This is a genomic window from Zobellia russellii, from assembly GCF_018728565.1.
In the GTDB taxonomy this organism is placed as follows: Bacteria; Bacteroidota; Bacteroidia; order Flavobacteriales; family Flavobacteriaceae; genus Zobellia; species Zobellia russellii.
On sequence record NZ_JACSOI010000002.1, the window covers coordinates 575122 to 589670 of the forward strand.

Sequence of the window (14549 nt, forward strand, 5' to 3'; positions counted from 1 at the left end):
TTAAAATCTTCCCTTTTAAAGGGCTGCAAATATAGAATTTCTTTTTGATGTACACCTACTCAATTTAATAAAAATGATGCATTGCCCGTCTTTTTCCCGAGTCGTGACAATTACAACTTAACACACTCGCTTTGAACCCTTTATTTACAAGAACCCTTACAACTTCAGATCCGTTAATAACTCTTAACAAGTCATTCGTTCTAAGAGCGTTCTTTTTGCTTAATTTTATAGTCTCTTTTTTAAGCTGAAACACGAACTCTTATGTACCTCATTTTTGATACGGAAACCACCGGACTTCCCAAGCGCTGGGACGCCCCAATTACCGATACGGACAACTGGCCACGTTGTATACAGATAGCTTGGCAGTTGCATGATGAAATGGGTAATTGTATTGAACATCAAGATTATTTGGTGCGCCCAGACGGATTCAACATACCTTATGATGCCGAGCAAATTCACGGAATTTCTACAGAATTGGCCGAACAACAAGGTGTTTCCCTTTCGGAGGTTCTAGAGAAGTTCAACATAGCCATGTCCAAAACAAAGTTTATCGTTGGGCAAAATGTTGGTTTTGATGTAAATATCATGGGGGCGGAATTTCACCGTTTAGGTGTTGAAAACCCATTACAGGAACTTCCGGTCCTGGACACCTGTACGGAGCATACCGCTCAGCTTTGCCAAATTCCCGGTGGTCGTGGTGGTAAATTTAAGCTACCCACGCTTACGGAACTACACCAACACCTGTTTGGCGAACCTTTTGGCGAAGCGCATAATGCCACTGCCGATGTTGAGGCAACTACACGTTGCTTTTTGGAGCTTATTCGTAAGCATCAGTATACTACTGAACAATTAGATGTTCAGCCCGATTATTTCAAGAATTTCAACGAGGCCAATCCTCAGGAGATTCAACTTATCGGTTTAAAACACATCAACCTTAAAAAGGCTTCTAAAAAAATAGCCGACGCACTTTGGGAAAAGGACACTGGTGGCGTTTCCCAAGAAGAAATTGAGGAAAATTTGGCTACATTGGAGTCGGCCAGTTTTGCTCATTTGCACAACCACACCCAGTTCTCTATTCTGCAATCTACCACCAGTATTCCGGATTTGATTGCCAACACGGCAAAGGCAAAAATGCCAGCAGTGGCAATGACCGACCACGCCAATATGATGGGGGCCTTCCATTTTGTAAATGGCGTGCTTAACCACAATAAAGGCGTTGTTGCAAGAAACGAGGCCAATTTAAAGCGCTTCGAAGCAACACAAAACGGTACACTTGAAGAAGGACAAGAACCGTTGAACGAATTACCGGAACCGGAATTGGAAATTACCCCGATTATAGGTTGCGAATTTCAGGTCTGTGAAGACCACACCAACAAATCTCAAAAAGACAACGGGTACCAAATTGTTATGCTCGCCAAGAGCAAGAAAGGATACCTAAACTTGGCAAAAATGTCTTCCATTGCCTTTGTAGACGGAAAATACTATGTACCTCGAATCGATAAAAAAATTATAGAGCAGTACAAAGAAGACGTTATGGTGCTTACCGGAAACTTATACGGCGAGGTTCCAAGTAAAGTATTGAATGTTGGTGAAAACCAAGCTGAAGAAGCCCTTATTTGGTGGAAAGAAACTTTTGGGGATGATCTCTACATTGAAATCATGCGCCATGGCCAAGAAGATGAAGACCGGGTAAACCAAGTTCTGATACAGTTTGCCAAAAAGCATAATGTTAAACTCGTAGCCACCAACAACACCTACTATGCCGCTAAGGAAAATGCACATGCGCATGATATTCTTTTATGCGTTAAAGACGGCGAAAAACAAGCCACGCCTATAGGCCGTGGTCGTGGGTACAGATACGGATTGCCAAACCAGGAGTACTACTTCAAGTCTTCGGACGAGATGAAAGAACTTTTTAAGGACATACCTGAAGCCATAATCAACATTCAGGAAATTGTGGACAAAGTAGAGACATTCACCTTGGCCCGGGATGTACTATTACCTGCTTTTGATATTCCCGAGGAATTTCAGTTTGAAGAAGATAAACTGGATGGTGGCAAAAGAGGGGAAAACAAATACCTACGCCACATCACCTATGAAGGTGCCAAGAAAAGATATGGCGAAATCACACCTGAAATTGACGAAAGGCTGGATTTTGAGCTTCAAGTAATTGAAAAGACAGGCTACCCAGGTTACTTTTTGATCGTAGAGGATTTCATTAGGGCCGCACGTAGTATGGACGTATCGGTTGGTCCTGGTCGTGGCTCGGCTGCAGGTTCCGCCGTTGCGTATTGTTTATGGATTACAAATTTAGACCCCATTAAGTACGACCTGCTTTTTGAGCGTTTCCTGAATCCGGATCGTGTAAGTATGCCCGATATTGATATTGATTTTGATGATGAGGGCCGTAGCCGGGTAATGGACTATGTAATTGACAAGTACGGATCCAATCAGGTGGCACAAATTATCACCTACGGTACCATGGCCGCCAAGTCTTCCATTAGAGATACGGCAAGGGCGTTGGATTTACCTCTGGGCGATGCGGATCGTATGGCAAAGTTGATCCCCAACATGTCCAAACTGAAAAAAATTATTGGGATTGACGAAAAAGTGCTTCGCAGCAAATTCAATAGCGAAGAGCTCGAAAAAATAAACGAACTTCTTAATATTTCCGAAGGGGACGGGCTAGAATCCGAAACCTTGAACCAAGCATATATCTTAGAGGGTTCAGTTCGTAATACCGGAATTCATGCCTGTGGGGTGATTATTACCCCAGATGATATTACCAAGTTCGTACCTGTGGCTTTGGCCAAAGATTCGGACATGTACTGTACCCAGTTTGACAACTCCGTTGTGGAAGATGCGGGATTGCTGAAAATGGATTTCTTGGGATTAAAAACGCTGACCTTGATCAAGGACACCGTTAAAATCGTAAAGGCAAAACATGGTATTGAGCTAGACCCAGAGAATTTTCCGCTTGACGATGTAAAAACATACGAGCTCTTTCAACGAGGGGAAACAGTTGGTGTGTTCCAATACGAATCCCCCGGTATGCAAAAACACATGCGCTCATTAAAGCCAACGGTTTTTGCTGATCTAATTGCTATGAACGCCCTGTACCGCCCAGGCCCAATGGAATATATACCTAGCTTCATTGCTCGTAAACACGGTACAGAAGAAATTGTATATGATTTGGATGCTTGTGAAGAGTATCTGGCGGAAACCTACGGAATTACCGTGTACCAAGAGCAGGTGATGCTCCTTTCTCAAAAATTGGCCGACTTTACCAAAGGTGAGGCCGATGTTTTGCGTAAAGCCATGGGTAAAAAGCAAAAGCACGTTCTGGATAAAATGAAGCCCAAGTTCATTGAACAAGCTTCAGCAAAAGGGCATGCCGTAGACAAATTGGAAAAAATCTGGAAAGACTGGGAAGCCTTTGCTGCCTACGCCTTTAACAAATCGCACTCTACCTGTTACGCTTGGATTGCGTACCAAACTGCCTATTGCAAGGCCCACTACCCTGCCGAATATATGGCCGCGGTATTGAGTAACAACATGAACGATATTAAACAGGTTACATTTTTCATGGAAGAATGTAAGCGCATGGGCTTAGATGTACTTGGACCAGATGTAAACGAATCTTACTACAAATTTGCCGTAAACGATGCCGGTGCTGTGCGTTTTGGTATGGGTGCGGTAAAAGGAGTTGGCCGTGGCGCTGTGGAAACCATTGTAGAGAACAGAAAAGAAGAAGGCCCGTTCAAGTCGGTTTTTGATTTCGCAAAGCGAATAGATTTACGTGCTGCCAATAAAAAGGCGTTTGAAAGTTTAGCCGTTGCCGGCGGATTTGATTCTTTTGGAGACACCCACAGGGCTCAGTACTTTCATGATGAGGGTGATGGGGTTACCTTTCTGGAAAAAACCATAAAATATGGTGCCAAGTTTCAAGAAAGCGAAAACTCAAGTCAGGTTAGTCTTTTTGGTGATGCCAGCGAAGTACAGATACCGGAACCCGTAGTTCCTCCATGTGAGGAATGGGGCACCATGGAAAAACTCCGCAGGGAAAAAGAAGTGGTGGGTATTTACATTTCAGGTCACCCGTTAGATGATTTTAAAACTGAAATAGATGCCTTTTGCAACGCATCCCTTTCGGATTTGAGCGATCTGCAAAACGTTGTCAATCGGGAGTTGGCTTTTGCCGGTGTTATTACTGACGTACAGCACCGCGTATCCAAAAACGGAAAAGGCTGGGCCGCATTTACTGTTGAGGATTATTCGGAATCGCACGAGTTCAGGATATTTGGCGAAGAATACCTTAAGTTCAGACATTTCTTGATGATCAATTCCTTCGCCTATATCAAGGTATTCGTAAAAGATGGATGGACCAACCGAGAAACCGGCAAAAAAGGAGACCCGCGTATTCAGTTCAATAGTTTTATGCTTTTACAGGAGGTGATGGAAGCTTACGCCAAGAAACTCACCATTAAACTGAATATAGATGACCTTAAAGAGAAAGATGTAATTCAACTTAGGGACACCCTTACCGCTTATCCGGGTAACCACCCGCTTAACTTTATTGTTTATGAAATGCAAGAAGAAATTAAAGTAAGCTTAACTTGCCGAAAACAAAAAGTACAGATCAATAGTGAGCTATTGGCGGATTTAATGAAGAATGACGTACATTATAAACTCAATTAGCCCAGTGTACTACCTCCCTGAATATGAATTCTGGACCCTATAAATTAGATTGATAACACAATAGCTAAAACCAATGTATCGTTAGTAAGGAAACCGTTAGATATTTGACTAACTTTGCATAATATATAAAAACATAAAATCATGGCATTAGAAATAACAGACGCTACTTTTGATGAAGTAGTATTAAAAAGCGATAAACCTGTAGTAGTTGATTTTTGGGCAGCATGGTGTGGACCATGTAGAATGGTAGGGCCTATCATTGAAGAAGTTAGCTCTGAATACGAAGGTAAAGCCGTTGTTGGTAAAGTTGATGTTGATGCAAATCAAGAATTTGCCGCCAAATACGGTGTACGTAACATTCCAACTGTATTGGTATTCAAAAATGGTGAAATCATTAACCGTCAAGTTGGTGTATCTCCTAAGAAAGTATATACAGACGCGATTGACGCTGCTTTATAATATATTCCTCTCTATTGAGGAGAACAATAAAAAAATCCTGCTTTTAGCGGGATTTTTTTATACCCTAAACCCAAGTTCCCGTCCTGATAAAGTTCCGGTTTAATGCCTATCTTAGTAACATGAACCTGCAATCCGAATTAAACAAAACATCACTTTTCCAAAATCTAGAGCTCTTGGCCAATCAGGTTGTGGAAGGCTTCATAAGTGGCATTCACAGAAGTCCGTTTCATGGTTTTTCGGCAGAGTTTGCAGAGCATAAAATCTATAACGCCGGCGAAAGCACAAAACATATAGATTGGAAACTTTTCGCCAAGACAGATAAACTGTACACCAAACGATACGAAGAAGAGACCAATTTGAGATGCCATATGATTTTGGATAGCTCGGCCTCTATGTACTATCCGCGGACAAAGGACCTGTCGGTTACAAATTTGAACAAAATAGGTTTTGGGGTATTGGCCATAGCGGCGCTCATGAACATCCTTAAAAGGCAAAGAGACGCTGTTGGGCTAAGTGTTTATTCGGACAACTATAATTTTTATGCCCCGGAAAAGGGTAGTGAACGGCACCACCAAATGTTATTGGCCAAACTAAGTGAACTGAGCCAAGACACCAAACCCGCACAGCAGACAGAAACCTACACCTATTTACACCAAATAGCGGAGAACATTAAGAGAAGAAGCCTAATTTTTCTTTTTACGGATATGTTCCAAACTTCTGAAGACGACGAAAAAATTTTTGAAGCCCTTAGACATTTAAAATACAACAAGCACGAAGTGGTGTTATTTCACCTCATGGACAAGTCTAAAGAATACCATTTTGATTTTGACAATACTCCAAAACGCTTTTTAGATGTGGAGACCGGAGAACATATAGATTTGTATTCCAGTAACATAAAAGAATCCTACGAACGTAGTGTTCGCTCCTATTTTGAAGATTTAAAATTAAAATGCGCTCAATACAAAATTAAATATGTGGAAATTGATGTAAAGGGCAACTTCTCCCAAATACTCAACACCTATTTAACGGAACGAAAGAAATTCATATAAAGCTGAAAAATTTATTGAAAATTGTTTGTGCAATTGAAAATGCGGTGTATATTTGCACTCGCTAAACGCCACGGTCTGGTAGTTCAGTTGGTTAGAATACCTGCCTGTCACGCAGGGGGTCGCGGGTTCGAGTCCCGTCCAGACCGCGAAAAGCCTTCAACGCAAGTTGGAGGTTTTTTTAGTTTTAAGTATCACCCCTCCTTTCTCCCCCTAAAATAGTCTTTCCTCAAAAATTAAAGCGACAACTTTATTGGGTATCAAACAAAAAAAGACCACAACAAAAATGCCATGGTCTATTCTTATACGTCTTAAAAGAAACGTGCTTTATTAGTTACACCTATTCCTTTATTATTTTAAAACTCCATTCGAGCTCGTTTTGAATCACTTTAACTATATAGATAGCATCAGGATATGCCGAAAGGTCTAACTCGGGCTCTGCGTCATCCGTTTGTAAGGAGAGTAATACATGTCCAGAAAAATCGGCCACAACAATATCTTTTTCGCCTTCTACAATTCCGGTTATCCTAAAGTTACCTACAGTTGGATTAGGATGAACGTATGCAGGCTGAGTAACTCTAGCCCTCACATTATTATCCATTGATACATAAGACTTGGAAGCCAAATCTCCAGAGCCCGTTGCCGCACTTTCTTCTTCAAACAAGGACAGTACTTGCTGCTTGGTAAGTGCCGTACTGAACAACTGCACTGCATCAATACCGCCTTTAAAATATTCCTTGCCCCATCCGGACCATCCTATCCAAGCTACATTCCTATCTTTTAAAGTACCTGAGAGCGCCTCACTGTGCACGTTTTCCCCGTTTATATACCAACGCATATCACTACCATCATAAGTACAGGTAACCATTTGCCACACATCATTTTTAATAACTCCCTTACTTATTAATTTTCTTCGGTTCTCCTGTGTAGTTACCTTAAAACCAAGTTTACCCCGGTTAACGAACATCATAAATCCTCCAGAAGTAGTACTACCTACGATTCCTTGGTAACTACCTTCTGCATTGCTAGGATTTACCCAAGCCGAAACCGAAAAGCCCTCCTGTAAATTATCATCTAGATTTGGCAGACGAATGTGGTCATCAATTCCATCAAACCACAAAGCCCCTTCTATTTGACCACTTACTTTATCCTTATCAAAAGTTAATCCGTCCTGAAGCACACCCGTGCGTCCAAGTCCGCTCGTATCACCCGCACTCACCCCATTCAATTCATCCAACGGCCAATGCCCCACTAAGTCAGGTATACTTTCATCTTTACTATCGGCAACAGGTGGTACCTCTACCTCTTCTTGCGTCCCTAAAATTTCAATAGCATTAATAATAGGATGCCTAACACCCCCATCTAAAGGCAGTGAAGAGAAATCTATCTCTAATTGTCCATCGGAAACATTTACCGTGTACGCCTTAGTAAGCACAGTCTCCGCTCCAACTTGAGCAAAAACATCTAGGTTGTCCTCTACCAATACACCCTCTAGGTTTACGTCAAAAACTCTTTTACCTACACCTCCGGAACCTCCTCCGGTAGCACCAAACCACAACTCGGCAAAATGAAGCTTTACCGTATACTCTCCGTTTTTCAATGGAATATTATAACTCATTACCTGGGAACGGCTAAATCTGAATTTTTTGAACGGATCATCAAGACCGGTTTGAGGTCTATTCAACGTAAAGCCTTCATCATAGTAAGCATCTGCCAAGAACGTATCTCCTTTGTAAGTTGTTGCCTGTCCACCAGAGTTAATGCGAAGGGCAAAATTGACATCCGAATCAGTATCCGTATCCGTCTCATCAGTATCTACATCATCCTCATCAACAAGATTTTCTGTTCTAATTCTATACGCCCAACCTTTGGTCCGGTCATTATTGGGTACAGTTGGTGTTTTCATAGCCCCAGAGCTATTTGTTGTGATATTCTCCGAGGAAATCCAACCTCCATTGTTCACATCCCACCATTGAAACTGATAGGTCTTTGACGGTTGTAAGTTCTTTAATGTGGGCAGCGCTTTAGCGTTCTTTCTAGAGTCTGCCGTAAAAAAACCAAGTGCGAACGATTTGTCCTTGGACACAGATAAGGTGTGCAAGTAGTCCTGACTATCACTTAAATGAGTATCCGCAGCAGGCACCAATTGACTGTAATCATGCCCCTTGTCCAATACAAAATCTTTTAAATGCCCCATAGACTGGGATTCAAACGCGTTAAGCGCGCTAACCTGAGGCTCATTAACAGGCACAACGGTAGCTCCTCCAGACCTTGAGGTAGAACTTGCCGCACCAGCGTACCACGCATCTCCCCAAGCATGGCCCGCCAGACCACCACTTAGCACGGAACCGTACATTTGCATTTGCGCCATGCTGGTGTCATCCATTCCCGGATTGATTTCGTTCATGGAATGCAGACCCCAACCTGGATAAAACGGTTCTAAATTTAAGGCAGGTTTAGTTGTTCTTCCGTGATAAATATCCCGCAACCAAGAGTGCATGGTCTCATCCCTCTCGGCATTACTCACATTTTGAATATCAAGTGCAGTAGGTATATCCCGTTCCCAATTCTTTAATGTTGTATTGTATGACATTGCGGTCCTAGGCTGACCATAGGGCATTTTATACCCTCCAATTTTTTTGTTAAGTTCACTATTTGCGTGTTTGACCAATTTTAACCACTCTGGATATACATTTCCCGAGTTGGTATCATGGTGCACCCAACTAAAAATCATATTGTAACATCCATATCGCGCCCACAGATAGCGGATATAATTGTAAAACGCATTTTTCTCTACCTGAGAACGAAATGGCCATCGTTCATGTCTTCTTATGGATTCGAACAAGGTTACAAATCCTTGCTCTGACAGGAATTGCATCCGCTGGTCTACGGACTGCCAATATTTTGGGTCAATTTTTTGATAATCCGCTTCCGGAAGTTTATCGGTTATGGATTGCCCTCTAGTCTTCAATTCAAAAGGAGTCTCACCATTAGGTGCAATTTTCTCACCCCAAGTCTCACTGGCCCACAATCCGCTTTCTTTACCCGGGCGATCCAAATTTCTTCCTAACTGTTCCAAATAGGTATCATCCGGAAAACTTGCAATAACGTTAAGCCCGTTGAAGCCTTGTTTTTTTCTTGCTGAAATATAATCCTTAAACGATATACCGGAAATGTCATTAGCACGATCAAAACCAAATACTGCAGTCAATGCGGACCAAGACGTATCGGCTGTGAAAAAGAAGGGAGTACCATCTGCATACTCTAAAGTTCGTTTGTTAGGGGCCACCCTGATAAATCCGCGATTATTGGGATTGCTACTCACGTCTGCAATAGATGCACTAAACGTTCCGCTTTTACCAATAAAACCACGGTCAGATTTTGTAACGGTCTCGTCTAGCACTTTCCAAGACCAGTTACCGGGCGAAGTAGCCACCAAACGACCACGAAATACATTTCCGCCATCCCAAAATACGGGAATACGATATGCCTCACCGGCCGAACCTTCTTTTTTTAGCTCAACCCACACATCCACTTCCATGTAAGGGTTGCTATATTGCTGTTGGCTGTTGAATTCTATTTCAACAACCTCCATGACCGAGAAATTAGTTTTTTGGGCAAATACACTTGCACCTGTACAGCTCAAGAGCATTACCAATAAAACAATTCTACCTAGGAAAAAATTTTGCTTGTAAAAGGGTTTACTTTTAAAGTAATCAATAAATGAAGTCATGGGGAATGGGGGATTTTGAATAATATGTCCGTAACAATACACATACGTATGAATCACAGATTTTAGATGTCACTCATCGATATATTTTGCATTTTAACGATTCTAACGCACAGTAGAACTTTTTATTGTGTGAATCATCAGTATTAAAGACCAAACCCACAAATTTGACAATCCCCCAATCATCTCCTCTGCAGGCCGGTCTTACTCTTTATAACTTTTAGGATGGACTACAACAGCCCTTTGCACAACGTTGGCAAGGGTTTGCCTGCTTATAAATTTGTTTAGCCGCATCTACCGCCAAATAACAAGAACCATGAACCCCTAGATCGGTTTTACTCAAAATAAAGGCCAGTAAATTACAATCTTCTTTATGCACATCATAGTCTCCATTGGCCTGAGCCGTATTGTTAACATAGTATCTGGTCATTGGTTATAAAACTTTTGCCAAACCTAACACCTTTACAAAACAATCCCTTACAGATATCCGTAAGGGATTGACATTTATTGGTCGGGTGATATAATGGAAAATATAGTGTTAGATTCTACCTTGTTTTATAAGTTTGGCTATGAGGTGATGGGTGTTCTTTGCTCCAAAAGCATCAAACAATCTGCTCACTTTTTTATCTATGGTACTCTCACTGTTAGGAGAAATATTCTGGCTCTTTAATTTTTCGGAGATTTCTTTTTTGGTAAAACCTTCTGCAAGATCTTGTAGAATCATAAGATCATACTTATCCAATTCAAAAAGGGCGCTCCCACCATTTAGGTTAATTTGCGGAGAAACATAGGTACGGTGTTGGAACACCTCCTGTATAGCCATAATTAATTCATTCAACCCATTACGGCCCTTGCAGACATAACCGTTTATTTGCTGATCGGTAAAAAGAGGGTTGATTTCAGCTGGGTCATCTACCATAGAATTTACAATAACCTTTATATTCGGGTCTACCGCCCGTATAGCCTCAATTAGCGATTGTCCGGAAGTTAGTTTGCGTTCTACCGGCCCTTCCTTGAACGAGAGGTCCGTAATTAACAATTCATACGGCTCCCCGTTTTGAAAAGCAACCTTAAATCTATTGTACGCCTTATCGCAATACAGTTCTTCCTGTATATCCTCTACCTCTAACCGGTTCTCCAAGGCATTGACTATACCTTTATTGGTGTCCTGAAAATCTTCGGCAATAAGTATTTTTTTGAACATAATCTGCACTTTTTAATTCGGAATTTCAATCTGGGCCCTAAAACCATCGCCCTTATCTGAATCAAAAGTAAGACTTCCCTTTATTGCCTGAATACGCTTTTCTGTATTCCAGAGTCCATTTTTATTATTTAAGCTACTTTTTGTTGCTCCGTTACCGTTATCGGTATAACTAATTACCAATTTTTTCTTTAACTGTTCAAAATGAATGGACACCACTGTAGCACCACTGTGCTTTTGCATATTTATCATTAGCTCCTGCAGCACTTTGTACAAGGTTTTTTTCGTTAACGCAGAAAGACTATCCCATTCTACCTCCAAACTTCCGGTAACTAGTAACTGCGCATTTCTGCCATAGCCACTTAACATACCAAAAAGCACTTCCTTGAATTTGGGTCCCGTATCCACATCGTTTATTTCCCTGGAAAAATCCCGACTTTGGTTATAAAGGCCATCAACCACGTTTAGGACCTCGGTACGCTGGGCTCCGTTTTGGAGCAAAACCATAGCATGATTTAGTTTTCCGGCAAAATCGTCATGTAGTTTTCTAGATAGTTCAGCTTCGGTCTCATATGTAGCTTCTATCTTTACTGTCCTATTTTCCTGTTTTAAGTGCCTTGCCCGTTGCACTAAATAGAACCCCGCAAAAACAGAAACGAATAAGAGTAACGCAAAGCCCGAATAGGATATAATTTTTTGATTTCGCTGTTCAACCACTTCCAAATTGCGTTCCGCATTTTCTTTTTCTAAGCGTAGAATGGACTCCTGTTTAAACCTGTCATCATACCTATATTTTGCAAATTGGGTCTTTACCTTTAATTCTTGCTCGTACAAACTATCTTGCAAAAACACATACCTATTTTTCATTCCCACATCTGCCGGCAATAACTTCATCAGCTGTTTTAAAGCATCTTTTTCCGCACGCGGTATTTTTAAAGTTTTAGATAGGCGTATGACCGAATCAAAATAGACTTTGGATTTTTCCGGACTGGCAGCACCATAAAATTCGCCCATATGCGTATAACTAGCTATTTGCCCTCTTTTATCCCCCTTATTAATTCTAATGGCCAACGGCTTTTGAAATTCATCTTCCCAAACAGAATAGCCTGCCAACCACTTTGCATAGGCCAAATTATCCAAAACCCGTGCATATTCCTTCTGATGTTTCTTTAAAGTGGAGTCATTTGCTATCCTACCCAACAAATCAATAGCATCATCATACGCCTTACTATCTATGTAACTTGCAGCCAAATTGTTCTCATAGATCAGCTTATCAATATTTGATTGTGTGGTACCAATTGCTTTTTGATAATATTTTACAGCATCGGAAAAATTCAACAATTTCCTATGGTTGGTTGCCAAGGTATTATAGCAATTAGCCCTATCCGTAGGTGATTTTAAAAACTTTAAAGCATCGGTAAGCGTCTCTTTACTACCAAAAAAATCATTGTTGTTCTTTTGAATAATACCAATATTCATTAAGTTGTCCCCTACCCCAACACTATCGTTCAGACTTTGATAATATTCTTTTGAACGTGAATAATTTTCAACGGCCTTAAAATAATCGTGCTCAATTTCAGCAAAATAATATCCCCTTAAATAATAGTGTTCCCCTAAAAGCGATGCCTTACCTATTTTATCCCTTTGACTTACCAAAAGATCACTATACTTCAAAAGACTATCATATTGACCCGAGCTAAAATGAAGCATACTTTTTTCATCAAGCACATACCCATAAAGGGAATCAACAACGGGGTCTTTTAGTTTTTTATAAGATGCATTTATGGCCCGTAGTTTTTCCTTGAGTGAAAGCGACTTCTCTTTTGAAAGGTTATAATACACCAAAGTGCTGTCCGAAACTCCAGCACTGCCCACACCGGAAGGTTCATTCTTTGAAGAACAACAAACTATGAAACAAAAAGAAATTAAAAAAAGTAACTTCTTCACAAGCAATGGGGAATTCTGAGGTTGAACTAAATAATCATGCTTCAAATCAGGGCTCAAAATAGTAAATTAAATTGGTACTTGTCCTATTCAAACAGCCCTTTGAGATTACCAAGAAAACCTCTTTGAATTCCGACCAAATCACTCCAAAAACATCTGACCGAGACAACTTTTTCATAAAATTCCTTTTTGCTTTTTTTCTAAAGTGACTATGTGTTTTTCTGTAATAGAACATCCTACAAAATTTGGTTATGAATGTTCATTAACCACTGATATTTTCATTTCTCTCATAAAATCATTTAGACTAATAAACCATAGACACACCCTACTAAACAAACATCAAACGTACAATTTACATTTTATATGAAAATTTCACTTTTTCTAAAAAAAGCAAAGGCATCAAAGGTAATTTCGCATATAATTAAGGTAAAATATGACATTATTTATGTTAATTAATTTGGTAAGTAAAAAAATAAAGTTTTCATTTGCTTAATAAACGTCAAAAAGACGTTTATTATAATCAACTTGTAACCTTCACATTATGAAACTAACACTACCCATTTCACAAAGTAGAATCGGTTTTACTTTGAAGAATCTACATCCTAAAGAAATTGAACTATTCTATAAAGCCTCTTTTATGACGGTTTTTTTGTTCACTCTCTTCATTGGCATTAATTCAGCTGTAGCACAGGAAGAAACAAAAAACAAAGACCGCTACAAACCTTTTAACACTGGCGGCCATCTAAAGAACATGCATATATGGCACGGTTCTGTAGTACATCCCGGAGCCATGTTCGCCACCCATTTGGAATATAATTCAAAGAATGAAAAATTTACACTTGGTGTATGGGGCGGTGCCGGATTTACCACTACCGATGTTATCCATAAGGATTCAGGGCAGAACGTAAGGGCCAACTATAAGGAGGTTTCCATTTATGCCGTCTATCGTCTTTCTGATACATTTTTTGCCGAAGCCGTATCGCACAACAATTACACAGGCGTAGAAGAAAGGGGCGACACACTTCACTATTGGAGCTATGATAAAACACAGGGATATAATTTTGTTGATATCAATTTTGGTTACAATATTACTCCAAACACATTGCTATATCTGGCTACCATTATAGGCGGTGGTTCCGGAGATTATGAAATCCAACCTGATGGCTCTTTAAAAAACTCATGGACGCATTATTTCGAAATAAAGAGCAAAGTATGGAAAATTGACAATTACGAACTATCCTTGTTTGCCGGTGGCGCATGGTCTTTCCTAACCGATAAAACATTCTACACCCAGAACAAAGCAAATGTTATTAATGTAGGATTGGCCCTAAACAAGAATATTACCGTAGCCAACTATGAACTACCGGTAGAAGTCACTGCAATGTGGAACCCAGAGAAGCAAGCAACGGTCTTGTCGCTTGATTTTTCCTTATTTTAACAAAACCTGAACCTAAATAACAGCTAACAGTAT

General features: G+C 40.4%; 8 protein-coding genes and 1 tRNA gene. 5 read left to right on the forward strand and 4 right to left on the reverse strand.

The window, feature by feature from the left end:
* The first annotated feature begins 261 nt into the window (after window positions 1-261).
* The 4 genes from dnaE (at window position 262) to H9565_RS07910 (ending at window position 6352) form a co-directional block, all read left to right on the forward strand.
* Window positions 262-4698 carry a DNA polymerase III subunit alpha gene (gene dnaE / locus H9565_RS07895; protein ID WP_215438664.1) on the forward strand — a complete coding sequence of 1479 codons (4437 nt, stop codon included), beginning with the start codon at window positions 262-264 and terminating at the stop codon, window positions 4696-4698.
* Window positions 4699-4839: 141 nt separating this feature from the next.
* Window positions 4840-5157, forward strand: a complete 318-nt coding sequence (trxA, locus tag H9565_RS07900; RefSeq protein WP_038237640.1) for a thioredoxin — start codon at window positions 4840-4842, stop codon at window positions 5155-5157.
* Window positions 5158-5276: 119 nt separating this feature from the next.
* The gene (locus H9565_RS07905; protein WP_215438665.1) at window positions 5277-6206 is read left to right on the forward strand and encodes a DUF58 domain-containing protein; all 930 of its coding nucleotides are present in this window, start codon (window positions 5277-5279) and stop codon (window positions 6204-6206) included.
* Window positions 6207-6278: 72 nt separating this feature from the next.
* Window positions 6279-6352 (forward strand) — tRNA-Asp (locus H9565_RS07910).
* Window positions 6353-6543: 191 nt separating this feature from the next.
* Here the strand turns inward: H9565_RS07910 and H9565_RS07915 are convergent.
* The 4 genes from H9565_RS07915 to H9565_RS07930 all read right to left on the reverse strand — a co-directional run bounded on the left by H9565_RS07915 (window position 6544) and on the right by H9565_RS07930 (window position 13081).
* Window positions 6544-9936 (reverse strand): apiosidase-like domain-containing protein, encoded by a 3393-nt coding sequence (locus tag H9565_RS07915; protein WP_215438666.1) that lies wholly within the window; start codon window positions 9934-9936, stop codon window positions 6544-6546.
* A 217-nt stretch (window positions 9937-10153) separates the two neighbouring features.
* Window positions 10154-10363 (reverse strand): hypothetical protein, encoded by a 210-nt coding sequence (locus H9565_RS07920; RefSeq protein ID WP_215438667.1) that lies wholly within the window; start codon window positions 10361-10363, stop codon window positions 10154-10156.
* 108 nt (window positions 10364-10471) lie between these two features.
* Window positions 10472-11137, reverse strand: a complete 666-nt coding sequence (locus H9565_RS07925) for a DNA-binding response regulator (protein ID WP_215438668.1) — start codon at window positions 11135-11137, stop codon at window positions 10472-10474.
* Between the two features lie 12 nt (window positions 11138-11149).
* Window positions 11150-13081, reverse strand: coding sequence for a tetratricopeptide repeat-containing sensor histidine kinase (locus H9565_RS07930; protein WP_215438669.1), 1932 nt, complete (start codon window positions 13079-13081; stop codon window positions 11150-11152).
* 538 nt (window positions 13082-13619) lie between these two features.
* Between H9565_RS07930 and H9565_RS07935 the strand changes: the two genes are divergently transcribed.
* A complete protein-coding gene (locus H9565_RS07935) occupies window positions 13620-14516 on the forward strand; it encodes a hypothetical protein (protein WP_246560386.1) in 897 nt (298 codons plus the stop codon).
* Window positions 14517-14549: the final 33 nt, after the last annotated feature.